Origin of the sequence: Azospirillum rugosum (assembly GCF_017876155.1) — a bacterium.
GTDB lineage: Bacteria > Pseudomonadota > Alphaproteobacteria > Azospirillales > Azospirillaceae > Azospirillum > Azospirillum rugosum.
In genome coordinates, this window is record NZ_JAGINP010000035.1 from 50,176 (window position 1) to 65,247 (window position 15,072).

General features: G+C 69.9%; 10 protein-coding genes. 7 read left to right on the top strand and 3 right to left on the bottom strand.

The window, feature by feature from the left end; all coding sequences use genetic code 11:
* Window position 1: 1 nt before the first annotated feature.
* Both J2851_RS32870 and J2851_RS32875 read right to left on the bottom strand, forming a co-directional pair.
* Window positions 2–1,000 carry an ABC transporter permease gene (locus tag J2851_RS32870; RefSeq protein ID WP_209772422.1) on the bottom strand — a complete coding sequence of 333 codons (999 nt, stop codon included), beginning with the start codon at window positions 998–1,000 and terminating at the stop codon, window positions 2–4.
* Window positions 997–2,511, bottom strand: coding sequence for a sugar ABC transporter ATP-binding protein (locus tag J2851_RS32875; protein WP_209772424.1), 1,515 nt, complete (start codon window positions 2,509–2,511; stop codon window positions 997–999). Before J2851_RS32875 ends, J2851_RS32870 begins: the two co-directional genes overlap by 4 nt.
* Before the next feature lie 133 nt (window positions 2,512–2,644).
* Here J2851_RS32875 and J2851_RS32880 point away from each other — a divergent pair, with 133 nt between their 5' ends.
* From J2851_RS32880 to J2851_RS32910, 7 genes are all read left to right on the top strand, one after another.
* Window positions 2,645–3,811 carry a LacI family DNA-binding transcriptional regulator gene (locus tag J2851_RS32880; RefSeq protein WP_209772426.1) on the top strand — a complete coding sequence of 389 codons (1,167 nt, stop codon included), beginning with the start codon at window positions 2,645–2,647 and terminating at the stop codon, window positions 3,809–3,811.
* A 110-nt stretch (window positions 3,812–3,921) separates the two neighbouring features.
* On the top strand, window positions 3,922–4,827 hold the full coding sequence (locus J2851_RS32885) for a CoA transferase subunit A (protein WP_209772429.1): 906 nt from the start codon (window positions 3,922–3,924) through the stop codon (window positions 4,825–4,827).
* Window positions 4,820–5,650, top strand: a complete 831-nt coding sequence (locus J2851_RS32890) for a CoA-transferase subunit beta (RefSeq protein ID WP_209772432.1) — start codon at window positions 4,820–4,822, stop codon at window positions 5,648–5,650. Before J2851_RS32885 ends, J2851_RS32890 begins: the two co-directional genes overlap by 8 nt.
* Before the next feature lie 10 nt (window positions 5,651–5,660).
* Window positions 5,661–6,866 (top strand): CaiB/BaiF CoA transferase family protein, encoded by a 1,206-nt coding sequence (locus J2851_RS32895; protein ID WP_209772434.1) that lies wholly within the window; start codon window positions 5,661–5,663, stop codon window positions 6,864–6,866.
* Between the two features lie 72 nt (window positions 6,867–6,938).
* Entirely contained in the window at window positions 6,939–8,687 is a 1,749-nt protein-coding gene (locus J2851_RS32900) for an acetolactate synthase catalytic subunit (RefSeq protein WP_209772437.1), read from the top strand.
* A 202-nt stretch (window positions 8,688–8,889) separates the two neighbouring features.
* On the top strand, window positions 8,890–9,891 hold the full coding sequence (locus tag J2851_RS32905; protein ID WP_209772439.1) for a dihydroxyacetone kinase subunit DhaK: 1,002 nt from the start codon (window positions 8,890–8,892) through the stop codon (window positions 9,889–9,891).
* A gap of 1 nt (window position 9,892) precedes the next feature.
* The gene (locus J2851_RS32910; protein WP_209772442.1) at window positions 9,893–10,516 is read left to right on the top strand and encodes a dihydroxyacetone kinase subunit L; all 624 of its coding nucleotides are present in this window, start codon (window positions 9,893–9,895) and stop codon (window positions 10,514–10,516) included.
* A 270-nt stretch (window positions 10,517–10,786) separates the two neighbouring features.
* Here J2851_RS32910 and J2851_RS32915 read toward each other — a convergent pair whose 3' ends face one another.
* Entirely contained in the window at window positions 10,787–14,950 is a 4,164-nt protein-coding gene (locus tag J2851_RS32915; protein WP_209772444.1) for a glycosyltransferase, read from the bottom strand.
* Window positions 14,951–15,072: the final 122 nt, after the last annotated feature.

The following is a 15,072-nucleotide window of genomic DNA, read 5'->3' on the forward strand; positions in this document are numbered from 1 at the left end:
GTTATTTGCGCTTCCGCCACTCGCTGACGACGACCGCCAGGACGATGATCACGCCCTTCAGCAGCATCTGCGAGTAGGGGGAGATGTTCAGCAGGTTCAGCACGTTCGACAGGAAGGCCAGGATCAGGATGCCCAGCACCGTGCCGTGCACGCTGCCCACGCCGCCGTCGAAGGTCGTGCCGCCGATCAGCACCGCGGCGATGGCGTCCAGCTCGTACAGCGTGCCGCCGTTCGGCTCGCCCACCGTCAGTCGGCTGGCCATCACAACGCCGGCGAAGGCCGCCAGCACGCCGCTGATGCAGTAGACCAGGATCTTGTTGCGGTCGGCGTTGATGCCGGACAGCCGCGCCGCCTCCTCGTTGGCGCCCACCGCGTAGATGGAGCGGCCGAACACCGTGTAGCGCAGCACCCAGGCGGCCACCGCCCAGATGGCGATGAACACGATCACCGGCACGGGGATCGGCCCGATGTAGCCCGACCCCAGGAAGGAGAAGGCGTCGGTCGGGCTTTCCACCACGATGTTGCTGCCGCCCGTGTAGACGAAGACGAGGCCGCGCGCGAAGATCATCATGCCCAGCGTGGCGATGAAGGGCTGCAAGCGCAGCCCCGTGATCATCAGCCCGTTGACGAGCCCGAGCGCCAGGCCCGACGCCAGCCCGATGGAGGCGGCGACCAGGATGCCGTGATGCGCAAAGGAGGCGGTGAGCGCCGCCGACAGGCCGACCAGCGAGCCGACCGACAGGTCGATGCCGCGGTTTAGGATGACGTAGGTCATGCCCACGGCGACGATGCCGACCATGGTCGCGCCGCGCAGCACGTTGAAGATGTTGCGCGAGGAGAAGAAGTAGGGCGACAGGATCGACGCCACCACCAGGATGGCGACCAATGCCAGGACGTTGCTGTACTGGACCAGATAGCCCGTCCAGTTGACGGACCGGGGGGAGGAGGCCGAGGCCGCGCCCGCTCCGGGGCCGGCGATCGGGGGGGACTGTTCGGTCATGGCTGCAACTCGTGGGAAGGGGTGTTGGTCGGAAGGGCGAGCGCCAGGAGGTTTTCCTCGGTCGCTTCGTGCCCATCGACCTCGCCGCTCAGGCGCCCGCGCTCCATGACGAGGACACGGTCGCTCATGCCGAGGATTTCCGGCAGTTCGGACGAGATCAGGATGACGGCCTTGCCTTCGCTGGCCAGCTGGTCGATCAGGCGGTAGATCTCGGTCTTCGCGCCGACGTCGATTCCGCGCGTCGGCTCGTCGAAGATGATCGTCTGCACGCCCTTGATGATCCAGCGCGCCAGGATGCATTTCTGCTGGTTGCCGCCGCTGAGGAAGCGGATCTGCTGCTCCCCGCTCGGCGTGCGGATATTCAAACGTTTTATGTAGTCGAGCGCGATGGACTTCTGCGTGCGCTCCCGGATGACTCCGTTGGTGGCGATGGCCTCCGGCGCGACGACGGTGATGTTCTCGCGCACCGGCAGCGGCATGAACAGCCCGTCGCGCCGGTCCTCCGCGATGTAGGCGACGCCGAGGCGGATGGCGTCCGCCGGGTTGCGGATGGCGGCGGGCTTGCCGTCCACCAGGATCTCGCCGCCCTTGACGGGATCGGCGCCGAAGATGGCGCGCGCCAGTTCGGTGCGGCCGGCGCCGACCAGACCGGCGATGCCCACCACCTCGCCCTTGTGGACGCGGAAGGACACGTTGCGGAAGCCACGCCCCGTCAGGTTGCGCACCTCCAGCGCCGGGGCGCCGGGCCGGCGACCCTTGGCCGGGAAGCGATTGCCGATGTCGCGCCCGACCATCAGGGAGAGCAGTTCCTCCTTCGTCGTCTCCGACACCCTGCGGTCGGCGACCTTGCGGCCGTCCTTCAGCACGGACACCGATTGGGCGATCCGGAAGATCTCCTCCAGATGGTGGGAGATGTAGATGAAGCTGACACCGCCCGCCTGGAGGTCGCGGACGATGCCGAACAGCACGTCCACCTCCACCGGGGTCAGGCTGGCGGTCGGCTCGTCCAGCACGATCAGGCGCGAGTCCGAGGCCAGCGCCTTGGCGATCTGCAACTGCTGCCGCTCGGCGATCGACAGGCGTTCGGTCGGTGTTGTCGGCTCAACACGCATGCCGACACGGCTCAGCAGCTCCCGTGTGCGCTCATGCGCTTGGCGCCAGTCGATCGCGCCGAAGCGGCCCTTTGGGAGCCTGCCAATTAAAACGTTTTCGGTAACGCTGAGCGCGAGGCACAGCTTCGGCTCTTGGTGGACCATGCTGACCCCGCGCGACAAGGCCGCGTGCGGGGTCGGGAAGGAGACGGGCGCGCCGTCCAGCGCGATCTCGCCGCCGTCGGGCTGGTAGATCCCGTTGAGGATCTTCATCAGCGTCGACTTGCCGGCCCCGTTTTCTCCAATCAATGCAACGACTTCACCGGCGCCGACCGTCAGGTCCACCCCATCCAGGGCACGCACGCCGGGAAAGCTTTTCGAAATCGCCGTCAGGCGCAACAGGGGCGCAGAATCGCGCATCGCTTCCCATCCCCCCTTGTAAATCCGTTCGTTTGGCTTCGCCGGCTTGGTTCGAGGCGCCGACTGTTTTTTCCGCTTGCAGTCCCGAGCTAAAACGTTTTTACTCCGTCCTGCAAGCATTTTTTGGTGTGGCATGAGCAGAAATCGACTCCCCCAGGAAGAGGCCAACGGCGGCACGGACGCCGGCCAAGGCTCGCCGGCTCGGCCGACCATCCTCGATCTCGCGGCGCTCTGCGGCGTGTCGCCGGCCACCGTCTCCAACGCGCTGGCCGGCAAGCCGAACGTAAAGGCCCAGACGCGGGACCTCGTGCTCCGCAAGGCGCGGGAGATCGGCTACCACGCCTCTTCCACCGCGCGCGGCCTGCGGATGGGGCGCAGCTGGTCGATCGGCCTCGTCGTCGGCGACATCGCCAACCCCTTCGTGCCGGACGTCGTTCGCGGCGTGGAGGACGTGGTGTGGCGGGAGCGCAAGAACCTCATCCTCTGCAACACGGACTTCCAGGCGGAGAAGAAGACCGCCTACGTCCGCTCCCTGCTGGACAAACAGATCGACGGCATGATCGTCCTGTCGCAGATCCTGGACGACCAGGACATGGAGCGGGTCGAGGCCGCCGGCATCCCGCTGGTCACGGTCAACCGCCGGGCGCCGGGCCATTCCTGCGACTATGTCGGGATCGACAACCAGGCCGGCGTGCGGATGGCGATGGACTACCTCGTCAGCCTGGGGCACCGGCGGATCGGCTTCATCAAGGGCCTGTTCCGCTCCAGCTCCGCCGACGACCGCCTGGCCGCCTACCAGGAGGCGGTGGCCGCCCACGGGCTGGACAGCGACCCGTCGCTGGTCGTCCAGGGCGACTACAGCATGGAATCCGGCGACAGCGCCACCCGCAACCTGATGGCGGCGCAGCGCCCGACCGCCCGCCCGACCGCCATCGTCGCGGCGAACGACCTGATGGCGCTGGGCGCGCTCGGCGCCCTGCACGACCTGGGCATCAAGGTGCCGTCCGACGTCTCGGTCGTCGGCTTCGACAACATTCAGTTGGCCGAGCACCCGCTGCTCAACCTCACCACAATCAACCACCCGAAGCGGGAAACCGGCGACAGCGCGGCGCGCCTGCTGCTGCAGCGCATCGCCGGCGACCGCGGGGATCCGCCGCGGTCGGTGATCCTGAAGCCGTCGCTGATCGTGCGCGGCACCTCGGCCCCGCCCTCGGCGGCGGCCGTCGCAAAGCCGCGCCGCCGCAGCGCTTCCCAGCCTGAGAAGAACCAGGCCGAGAAGAAACAGGCCGCCGGAACCTGACCTTGACCTGACGTTCCAGCGGGCCGCGGCCCAGCGCCGCTCCCGCCCCGCACGACCGACCCCCGACCGATATCCTCGGCCGGAACCCCCACCCACGCGAGTGATCAACCGTGAAAGAAAAACTGGTATCGCTGGAGGACGCGCTTGCCCCCGTCACATCGGGCAGCACCATCGCCATCGGCGGCAGCCTGCTGCGCCGCCAGCCGAACGCGGCGATCCGCTCCCTGATCCGGCGCGGCGTCACCGACCTGACCGTGCAGACCTGGGCGGCGACCACCGCCACCGACATGCTGGCCGCCGCCGGCGCCTTGCGCCGGTACGAGGGCATCTACACCGGCATGTTCAGCTACGGCCTTGCCCCCAACTTCCGCCGCGCGGTGGAGAGCGGCGCCATCGAGGTGCGCGACTTCTCCGAGACGGCCATGGTCGCCCGCTTCCGCGCCGCGACCCAGGGGCTGGCCTTCCTGCCGATCAAGACGCTGCTGGGATCCGACATCGCCAACAAGAACCCGGAGCAGTTCCGTCCCTTCTCCTGCCCCTTCACGGGGGAGAAGTTGCAGGCCGTCGCCGCCGCGACGTCCGACTTCACGATCATCCACGGCTATGCCGGCGATAAATACGGCAACGTGCAGTGGCCGGTCGTGCGCGACAGCGACGACATCGACCAGATGATCGCCAGCGCCGGCAAGCGCGTGATCGTGACGGTGGAGAAGATCATCCCGCATGAAGAGGTCAAGAAGCGCCCGACGCTGACCTACATCCCCGGCAACTGGGTGGAGGCGATCGTCGAGGTGCCCTACGGCGCCCACCCCGTGTCCGTCGACGCCATGTACGACGAGGACGACGCCCACCTCACCGATTACCTGGAGCGCAGCCGCAGCGCCGAGGGTGCCGCGGCCTACCTGGACGAGTATGCGCGGGCGATCCCCAGCCACAGCGCCTACATCGCCAAGGTCGGCGGCCTCGCCGCGCTGAACCGTCTCGACGTCCAGCCCAACGAGCTGAACCATGTCTGAAAATAAAATCGTTTCAGTTGCCGACGCGCCCGCCACCACCAACGAGTTGGTCACCGCTGTCATCGCCCGCGAGATCCGCGACGGCGACCTCGCCTTCGTCGGCGTCGGCACCAACGGCCGCGCCTTCACGCTGGCGGTCGGCATTCCGCTGACCGCGGTGCGCCTCGCCCAGATGCTGCACGCCCCGTCCGCCGCGGTCTATTGGGGCAACCTGCTGGAGCCGGACCTGTCCAACGTCCCGGCCGACCTGAAGCAGGACAGCTTCACGCGCTGGCAGGCCGCGTCCTCCCCGTCGGACACCGGCGTGAAGTGCGACATGCTGGCCCGCCGCGCCTTCGACGTCTGCTTCGACTCCGCCGCCCAGGTCGACCGCTTCGGCAACCTGAACATCACGGCCATCGGCGACTATCGCAAGCCGAAGGTCCGGCTGGTCGGCTGCCTGGCGCAGCCCGAGCATTTCGCCTTCGTGCCGCGTCCGATCGTCGTGGTCGACCTCGACCGCCGGGTGTTCGTGGAGAAGGTGGACTTCATCACCAGCGTCGGCCACCTGCACGGCGGCCGCTCGCGCGAGGAGGCCGGCCTGAAGCCCGGCGGCCCGCACCTCGTCGTCACCGACAAGGCGATCTTCGACTTCGAGCCGGAGAGCAAGCTGATGCGCGTCCGCTCCCTCCACCCCGGCGTGACGCTGGAGGAGGTGCTGGACCGCCTGTCCTTCCGGCCGGTGGTCCCGGACAGCATCCCGACCACCCCGCTGCCCACCGACCGCGAGCTGGATCTGATCCGCCGCGTGATCGACCCAAACCGCGTCCTCCTGCGCGTCTGAGGTGCCCTTGATGTCTGGTCCCGCCAAGAACGGCCCGCTGCACGGGCTGAAGGTCCTCGACTTGTCGCGCTTCATCGCCGGGCCGCACTGCGGCATGCAGCTGGGCGACCTGGGAGCCGATGTGGTCAAGGTGGAACGGCCCAAGCGCGGCGACGACACCCGCGCGCTGGAGCCGCACGTCGGGGGCGAAAGCCTCTACTTCATGGTGTTCAACCGGAACAAGCGCAGCATCACGCTGAACTTCCGGGACCCGCGCGCCCACACCATCCTGCGCGAGATGGTCAAGCAGGCTGACATCCTGATCGAGAACTTCCGCCCCGGCACTATGGAGAAGATGGGCTGCGGCTGGGACGACCTGCGCGCCATCAACCCGCGCCTGATCATGGCCCGCATCTCCGGCTACGGCCAGGAAGGCCCGATGGCCGGGGAGCCCTGCTTCGACGGCATCGCCCAGGCGACCTCCGGCCTGATGGAGATCACCGGCGACCCGGACGGCCCGCCGACCATGGGCGGCACCTTCCTGGTGGACTACGCCACGGCGCTCTACGCCACCGTCGGCATCCTGGCCGCCCTGGAAGACCGCCACAAGACCGGCAAGGGCCAGATGGTCGACGCCAGCCTGATGGGCAGCGCGGTGTCGATGCTGGTGACGGCCATCCCGGAGCAGGCGATGCTCGGCCGCGCCATGACCCGCGTCGGCAACCGCGACCGCTACTCCGCCCCGGCGCAGACCTTCCAGGCCGGCGACGGCAAATGGCTGCACATGGTGGCCGGCAACGACGCGCATTTCCCGCGCCTGACCCGCATCATGAATCGCCCGGACCTGCTGACGGACCCGCGCTTCGCCACGTTGGACGCCCGCATGCGCAACATCGAGGCGATCGAGGCCATCGTGGCGGAGTGGATCGCCGGCATGCCGGCCGACGATGTCGTCGCCCTGCTGCGGCAGGCGGAGCTGCCGTCGGCGAAGATCGCCACCCTGCCCGACCTGCTGGCCAACCCCTACATGCGCGAGGCCAAGCAGATCGTCGACATCCCGCACGCCAAGACCGGCAGCTTCACCACCCATGGTCTGACCGTGCGCCTGTCCGACAGCCCGGGCTCCATCCGCCGCGCCGCCCCGGTGTTGGGTGAGCACACGGAGGACGTGCTGGGCGAATGGCTGGGCATGACCCACTCCGACGTGGCGTCCCTGCGTGACGGCGGGATCGTCTGACGCCCCACTCTCCGCGCTTTCGCGCGCCCAAAAACTAAAACGATTTACATATTCCCCCCGAGGAGGAACCCCATGGACACCCGCATCACCGCCGACAAGCCGGCCACGGCGCCCGCGTCCAACAAGACCGGCGCCCATGTCTTCGCGGCCGCGCTCCGCCGACACGGCGTCGAGGTGATCTTCGGCCAGAGCATCCCGTCCGCCTTGTTCCTGGCCGCCCCCGAGTTCGGCATCCGCCAGATCGGCTATCGCACGGAGAACGCCGGCACGGCCATGGCCGACGCCTACGCCCGCATCTCCCACAAGGTCCCGGTCGTCACCGCCCAGAACGGCCCCGCCGCCACCCTGCTGGTGCCGGGCCTCGCCGAGGCGCTGAAGGCCAGCGTGCCGATCGTCGCCATCGTGCAGGACGTCCACCGCAAGCAGACCGACAAGAACGCCTTCCAGGAGCTTGACCACCTGGAGCTGTTCCGCGGCTGCGCCAAGTGGATCCGCCGCGTGTCGGAGGTGGAACGCATCGACGACTACGTCGACATGGCCTTCACCGCCGCCGCCTCCGGCCGGCCGGGTCCGGCGGTCCTGATCGCCCCCATCGACCTGTTCAACGACATCCCCGCCCCGGGCGCGGGGGAGCGTTTCGCCTCGCTCGGCCACTACCCGCTCGACCGCGTCGGCGCCGACCCGGCCAAGGTGCGGGAAGCGGCGGCGCTGCTCGCCTCCGCCAAGGCGCCGCTGGTCATCGCGGGCGGCGGCGTGCACCTGTCCGACGCCGCGGCGGAGCTGGCCGCCCTTCAGGAGGAAGCGTCCCTCCCCATCGCCACCACCGCCATGGGCAAGGGTGCGGTTGACGAAAACCACCCGCTGTCGCTCGGCCCGGTCGGCTACTTCATGGGCACCGGCGGCCGCACCCGCCACCTGCGCCCGATGGTGGAGGAGGCCGACGTCATCCTGCTGATCGGCAACCGCACGAACCAGAACGGCACGGACAGCTGGTCGCTCTACCCGAAGAACGCCCGCTACATCCACCTGGACGTGGACGGGCAGGAGATCGGCCGCAACTACGAGGCCCTGCGCCTCGTCGGCGACGCCAAGCTGACGCTGGCCGCCCTGACGGAGGCCCTGCGCGGCGAGAACCTGTCGGTCCGTAAGGCCGCCCGCCCGGCCATCGAGAAGCAGATCGCCGCCGGCCTCGACGCCTGGAAGCAGGACGTCGCCCGCGCCATCCCGATGGACGCCTCGCCGATCCGTCCGGAGCGCCTCATGCGCGACCTGGACACGGTCCTGACGCCGGAGACCATCGTGGTGGCCGACGCCAGCTACTCCTCCATCTGGGTCGCCAACTACCTGACCTCGCGCAAGCCGGGCATGCGCTTCGTCACGCCGCGCGGCCTCGCCGGCCTCGGCTGGGGCTTGCCCTTCGCGCTCGGCGCCAAGTGCGCGCGCCCCGACGCCCCGGTCTTCGCGCTGGTTGGCGACGGCGGCTTCGCCCACGTCTGGTCGGAGCTGGAAACCGCCCGCCGCAAGGGGCTGAACGTCGTGGTCGCGGTGCTGAACAACCAGATCCTCGGCTACCAGAAGCACGCGGAGAAGATCCTGTTCAACGACTACTCCGACGTCTGCGACTTCGCCGCCGTCGACCACGCGGCGATCGCGCGGGCCTGCGGCTGCGCCGGGGAACGCATCGAGAAGCCGGAGGATTTCCTCCCGGCGCTGAAGCGGGCGCTGGCCGCCAACACCACCACGGTGCTGGACATCGTCACCGAGCAGCGCGCCCACCCGCCCGTCACGATGTTCGAGGGCAATGCCCGGCTGAACTACTGAGCTCTAAAGCGAATTTGCATTCGCTTTAGATTCATATGACCTCATTCGCCGGCTCTCGGCGGATGCCTGTGGCATCCGCCTGCCGCCAGCGGGAACTTCGTTCCCGCGAGAGGTCGGGCTTCGGCCGCATGAGCGGCCGGGCCCGCAGTCGCGGTCCAAAGCGGATCGCAATCCGCTTTAAGAGGCCCCAGGGAGGACAACCATGAAGAAGATCCTCAACAACCCCGCCGACTATGTGGACGAGATGCTGGATGGGCTGTGCGCGGCCCATCCGGAGAGCTATCGCCGCGCGGGTGAGAGCGGGCGCGTCATCGTCCGCGCCGACGCGCCGGTCCAGGGCAAGGTCGGCGTCGTGTCGGGCGGCGGCTCCGGCCACCTGCCGACCTTCACCGGCTATGTCGGGCGCGGCCTGCTCGACGCCTGCTCCATCGGCAACGTCTTCGCCGGGCCGAGCGTGGGCGACTGCGTGGACGCCATGCGGGCGGCCGACGGCGGGGCCGGCGTGCTGCGCCTCTACGGCAACTACGGCGGCGACCGCATGAACTTCGACATGGCGGGCGAACTGCTGGAGATGGAGGGGATGGAGTCGACCACCGTGCTGGTGGCCGACGACATCGCCAGCGCCCCGCGCGAGGAGAAGGCCAAGCGGCGCGGCGTCGCCGGCCTGCTCTACGCCTACAAGATCGCCGGCGCCATGGCCGACCGGCCGGGCGCCACGCTGGGTGACGTGACGGCGGCGGCGAGGAAGGCTGTCGAGGCCACGGCGACCATCGGCGTGGCGCTGACACCCTGCATCGTGCCGGAAGCCGGCAAGCCCACCTTCACCATCGCCGAGAACGAGATGGAGATGGGCATGGGCATCCACGGCGAACCCGGCCTGTGGCGCGGCCCGCTGAAACCGGCCGACGCCATTGTTGCGGAGATGATGGAGCGGCTTCTCGCCGACACCGGCATCGGCCGGGGCGAGCGCGTCTCGGTCCTGGTCAACTCGCTCGGCGCCACGCCGCACGAGGAGCTGTACATCCTCTACCGCCGCATCGCGCAGGAATTGGCGGACAAAGGCATCACGGTGACCTTTCCGCTGGTCGGCCGCTACGCGACATCCATGGAGATGGCCGGCGCTTCGGTGACGCTGTTCCGGCTGGACGAGACGCTGGAATCGCTGCTGCGCGCCCCGGCCCACTGCCCGTTCTGGAGCGTCTGACATGGCCCTGACGATCGATACGCTGGGTCCGGCGCTCGACCGCCTGACCGCCAAGCTGGAGGGGGTGGCTCCGGAACTGAACGAGCTGGACGGCCGCCTCGGCGACGGCGACCTCGGCGCCACGCTGGAGAAATGCGCCCGCAACCTGCGGGAGGTGCGGCCGACGCTGCCGCCCGACCTGGGTCAGGCGTTCAAGAGCTGCGCGATGGCCTGCTCCAAGGCGTCGGGATCGAGCTTCGGCACGTTGCTGGCCGTGGCCTTCCTGACGCTGTCCAAGGCGACCGCCGGGCGTACCGAAGTGCCGTGGGCGGAACTGCCGGAGTTGCTGGGCACCGTCCGCGACGCGCTGACCGCGCGCGGCGGCGCGTCGCTCGGCGACAAGACCGTGCTCGACACGCTGGAGGCCGCGCGCGCGGCGCTGGCCGGGCTGCCGGAAGAGGAGCGGAACGATCCGGCCGCCCAGCACCGCGCAGCCGGCGCGGCCGTCGCGGCGACCATCGACACGTTCCGCGACCGGCCGAACCGCATCGGGCGTGCCCGCATGTTCGCCGACCGCTCCGTGGGGCTGGACGATCCGGGCATGATCGCCTTCCGCCACATGCTTGCCAGCCTGCGGCCGGCCTGACCCTTCACCGTCTCCCAGTGCGTCCATCCTTCGGCTTTCTCCTGCCGAAGGTTCCTCAGCGGCTGGGCGTCATAAAGAAACGCCCAGCCATTTTTTCCAGGCCGCAGCGTGTTGCATGGAGGACGCGGATTCAAACGGAAGTGCGACGCTGGCTGAAGTGCGACGCTGGCCTGTTCCAGGATTTTGCACCTCGGAAATAGTGTATTTGGTCCTCTGGGAAGGTTGGCGTGAGGTCTGAGCTTCCCCCGCGAGAATGGGAGTGCCACTCGATCAGTCCACGGTCAGGGCGGACGACCAGCGTTGCAGGAACAGGAACGCATCGCCCGGTTCGGCGTGCGCGAGGAGGATGGGGTTGAAGCGGGCTTCCGCGTCGAACCGGGCCAGAGCATCCGGGACCGCAGCGAGGTCGCCCGCCTGACGGATCCGCATCATCGCGTCCAGCAGGTCGAGCCCGTGTCGGTAGGGCAGTTCGTCGAGCCCGCCGCTCCGTTCAAGAACATCCCGGCGCATCAGGAAGCACAACTCGTCCAGAAGACCCGCCTGGGTAGAAAAGGCGAGCCGCCCGAAATAGCCCGGAGCCAAGCCGCCCGCACCGAAGCCATAGCGCCGGCCGATGATCCGGCGATCCGGCGTCACGCCGCAGCTCACCACATGGCCGGCCGCGTCCACCAGCTTGGGCCCCACCGCGACGCAGCCGGTTCCGGACGCGAAGCGCAGCAGCGCGCCCACCCACCCGGCCTCGTCGAAGCGGACGGTCGGGTGGCAGAACAGCAGATGGGTGCCGGTGCACCGGGCGGCCAACTGCCGGCGCACCGCTGCCGGAGAGGAGTCGGGCTCCAGCGGACCGAGCGTCCGCGCGTCACCGTCCAGCCCGACACGAAGGATCTGCCCATCCGCGGTCGCGGCAATCACCCCGGCCAGTCCCTCGGCCCCGGCGCCCGCTTCAGCCAGCAAGCCGGCCAAGGTGACGGCGGCATCCCGGGTCACCGGCACGGTCAGCAGGAGATCGGCGCTGGTCTCCGGGCCGCTCCGGGGCCAGAGGACGCGGTAGCCGGCGAGCGATCGCAGCGCGACCACCCGCGCACGCTCCCCGGCCGGGAAGGCGGCGGCGAGATGCTCCTGGACGGCATCGCGGCCGGCGGCCAGGGCATAGGGCTTCGCGTCGATCGAGGCGGCGGTCGAGTCCGCCCCGGCCCGCCAGTGATACAGGACGTGCGGGAGATGGACCACGCGGAGCGGCTCGCCGCGCATGTCGTCACGCATCAGCCGGAGGACCAGATCGTGGTCCTGCGACCCCTCGCGGCCCAGGCGGAACCCGCCGACCCGCCGCACCGCGTCGCGGCGGAACACACCGAGATGGGACACGGCGTTCTGATGCAGCATCAGCAGCGGATCCCAGCCCTTCTTGACATTCGCCGCAGCGCGCCGGCCCTGGCGGTCGATCCGGTCCTCGTCGGAAAAAAGGATGTGGGGCCGGTCCGCCCGGACGATGGCATCGGCGACCACGCGCAAGGCGTCAGGGTGCAGCTCGTCGTCCTGGTCGAGCAGAGCCAGATACTCGCCCACCGCCATGTCGACGGCGCTGTTGCTCGCCGCGGCGATGTGCCCCCGCTCCGGCCGGGAGGCGACGCGGACGCGCGGATCCGCCGCGGCCGCTTCCGCCAGTCGATCCTGGACCGCCCCATCCTGCGGGCCGTCGACCGCGATGCACAGCTCCCAGTTCCCATGGCTTTGCCGCCGGACGCTGTCGATGGCGGCGGCCAGGTCCGGAAGGGACGGCCGGTAGACGGGCATGACGACCGAAAAGCGGACAGCCTCGGCCCGCGGGTCGCAGCGCCGGACGGCGTCGGCAAGCCGTCGCTGCGCGGTGGCGATCCGGACCCGGGAGGCCGGGGCGTCGCCTTCGGACAGAAGGTCGCGGCGCCGTTCGGCGATCTGCGCGGCCGGCGGGCCGCCGGCCGCGTCCCAGGCGGGCAGCTTGGCCCCGCGGGTCAATGCCTCCACCGCGGCCACGCGATGCCCGGCGTTGGCCGCCGCGAACACCGCCCTGGCATAGGCCAGCGCCCGCGCCGCCGTTTCCGGCGTGCCGGTCGACCCTTCGCCCGCCCCGGCCCCCGCACCGGCCCCCGCACCGGCCCAGTGGGCCGCGGCGAGGCAGAGCGCGTAGTGCTCCTGCTCCCAGGCAACCTCCGCCAGGGCGAGCCAGAGACGGGTGTCGGCGGGGTTGGCGGTGCAACCCTGCGTCAGGACGCCGAGCGCGCGCGCCGCATCGCCATCCGCCACCAGGGTCGCCGCGAGGCTGCGCACGCTTTCGACGAAATAGGGGTTGCGGGTCAGCACGGCTTCGAACTCCACCGCCGCTGCGGCCCGATGCCCCATGCGGGCCAGCAGGTTGCCGAGGTTGTGCCGGTGTTCCGCGCGCACAGGATCGCGCCGCACCGCCTCGCGCAGGAAATGGGCGGCAAGCTCCGCGCCGCCGGCCTTTTCCACGCACAGGCCGAAGGTCGCCGCTGCGGCCGCGATCTTGCCGCTGGAAACCCCCCGGTCGAGCAGGACCGCCAAGGCGGTGCGCGCCGCATCGTCGAGGCGACCGTCCCGGAAGGCGGTCGCGGCCACCTCCAGCCGCAGGCGGCTGCGCTGTTCCACGGTCAGCTCCACCTCGGCGTGGCGCTCCACGTCGCCGACGGGAGCCGCCCGTTTCCAGGGATAAGGCGCGCGTGGCGGCCAGGCGAACGCGCCGTCCAGCGACACCGTGCTCAGGTTCGGGTTGTGGTATGGATCCGGGCGCCGTCCCAACTGCCAGCGGGACACGAGCCGGTGGAGTTCGGCCTGACCGGCCATCCGCACCGAATCCCCGCGGCGCGCGCTCCGCGAGACCGACTCGTGATGGTGCAGGGTGGCGTCAGGAAGATAGAGGGCGTGGAAGCCTTTGGCGCGCAGCTTCAGGCAGAGGTCCACGTCGCTGAAGTTGACCGGAAGCTCGGCCGCGTCGAAACCGTCCACGGCCTTGAACTTGTCCGCGTCGACCATCAGGCAGGCGCCGGTGACGGCGCTCACCTCCTGGCGCAGGGCGGCGAGGCCGCCATGGCCGGACGAGCCGGCGGGAACATGGTGGTGCAGATGCGCCGCCCCGGCTTGCCCCGTCAGCACCACGCCGGCGTGCTGCACGGACCCGTCGGCATAGAGCAGGCGGGCGCCGACCGCGCCGATGTCCGGGCGCCGGGCGTGGACCGCCATGCTCCGCAGCCAGCCGGGGCTGATGCCTTCGGTGTCGTCGTTGAGGAAGCAGAGCAGTTGCCCCGATGCCCGCTCCGCCGCGGCGTTCATCATGCGCGAGAAGTTGAACGGCTCCGGCCAGTCCAGGATCGTCGCCCCGGACCGCCCGCCGACGATGGCGTCCAACCGGCTCCGATAGGCGGGCGACCGGCTGTTGTCCACGACGATCAGTTCGATCGGCGTGTCCGGATTCAGGCGGTACAGGCTGTCGACGCAGCGGCCGAGCAGCTCTTCCTGGGCGTGGGTGGGGATGATCACCGACAGCGTGGCGCCGCCGATGTTTGCGCCGCTGTCCCCGCCGGTGCCCGTGATCGCGGTCGGTCCCGTGTTGCGCCGTGCCGCCGCGGCATCGGTCGTCGCGTGGTGCAGGATGTGGGGGATGCGGTGCACCGCGCCGCGCGGAAGCGCCCCGGCGAGGCCCGCCGCCAGTCGGCGGGGATGGGCGGCGGCCAAACCCATCAACGCCGATCGGCGAACCGCGAAGCAGGCGGAGAGCAGGTCGACCTCGTCGAACAGGTCGCGGCTGAACGCCGGCTTGAAGAAGGGGGAGTGCCGCTCGCCGCCGGGACCCAGCCGGTCCTCGTCGCCGTAGAACAGGACGGCGTCCGGCTGGCGCCGCGCCGCATCGGCGATCAGGAAGACCGCGTGCGGGCGCAGCACCGCGTCCCTGTGAAGGAACAGAAGCAGGTCGCAGGGCTCCGTGCGCCCACGGTCGAACGGGTGGAACTGGCCGACGATGTCCGGCCGCCCCGTCACGCCGTCGTCGAACACCCCATGGTCGTCGTACAGGCACAGGGCGACGCCGGGCAAGCCTGCCCCCGAGGCCATCCGCCGGATCGGATCCTGGTCGTCGGGACCGATCCGGTCGAAGCGCTCGGCCCAGGCGCGGTAGTCCCGTGGATCGACCGGCGGGTCCATCCAGCGGGCGGCCTCCTCCGGCGGAACGCCCTGAACGCCGTCCGTTCCGCACCGCGCAAGGAACGGTCGGCCGCACAGGCCGCACAGAATGAGACGATGCGAGGTGTCGTCCGCGCGGTGATCCCCGTCGCGGATCTCCGCAGCGACGGCGTGCCGGCCATCGGCGTCGCAGACGGGGCAGCGGCAGGGCAGGGGCTGCGCGCCGGCCGCGGAACCGGGAACTGGAACGATGGTCAGCATGAGCGTCCTGAACGTGAGCGATGCGGCATCATCCCCGGCACACCCCCGGTCAGGCCAGTGCTTTCCTGCCCGCTGCTCCAGCCCTTGCAGGTCCGGCAGGCATGGGACGGATCCGGCGGCGG

Coding starts and splice junctions, on each gene's coding strand:
- J2851_RS32870 (WP_209772422.1), bottom strand. CDS start 1,000: ATGACCGAACAGTCCCCCCCGATCGCCGGCCCCGGAGCGGGCGCGGCC.
- J2851_RS32910 (WP_209772442.1), top strand. CDS start 9,893: ATGGCCCTGACGATCGATACGCTGGGTCCGGCGCTCGACCGCCTGACC.
- J2851_RS32895 (WP_209772434.1), top strand. CDS start 5,661: ATGTCTGGTCCCGCCAAGAACGGCCCGCTGCACGGGCTGAAGGTCCTC.
- J2851_RS32915 (WP_209772444.1), bottom strand. CDS start 14,950: ATGCTGACCATCGTTCCAGTTCCCGGTTCCGCGGCCGGCGCGCAGCCC.
- J2851_RS32905 (WP_209772439.1), top strand. CDS start 8,890: ATGAAGAAGATCCTCAACAACCCCGCCGACTATGTGGACGAGATGCTG.
- J2851_RS32880 (WP_209772426.1), top strand. CDS start 2,645: ATGAGCAGAAATCGACTCCCCCAGGAAGAGGCCAACGGCGGCACGGAC.
- J2851_RS32875 (WP_209772424.1), bottom strand. CDS start 2,511: ATGCGCGATTCTGCGCCCCTGTTGCGCCTGACGGCGATTTCGAAAAGC.
- J2851_RS32890 (WP_209772432.1), top strand. CDS start 4,820: ATGTCTGAAAATAAAATCGTTTCAGTTGCCGACGCGCCCGCCACCACC.
- J2851_RS32900 (WP_209772437.1), top strand. CDS start 6,939: ATGGACACCCGCATCACCGCCGACAAGCCGGCCACGGCGCCCGCGTCC.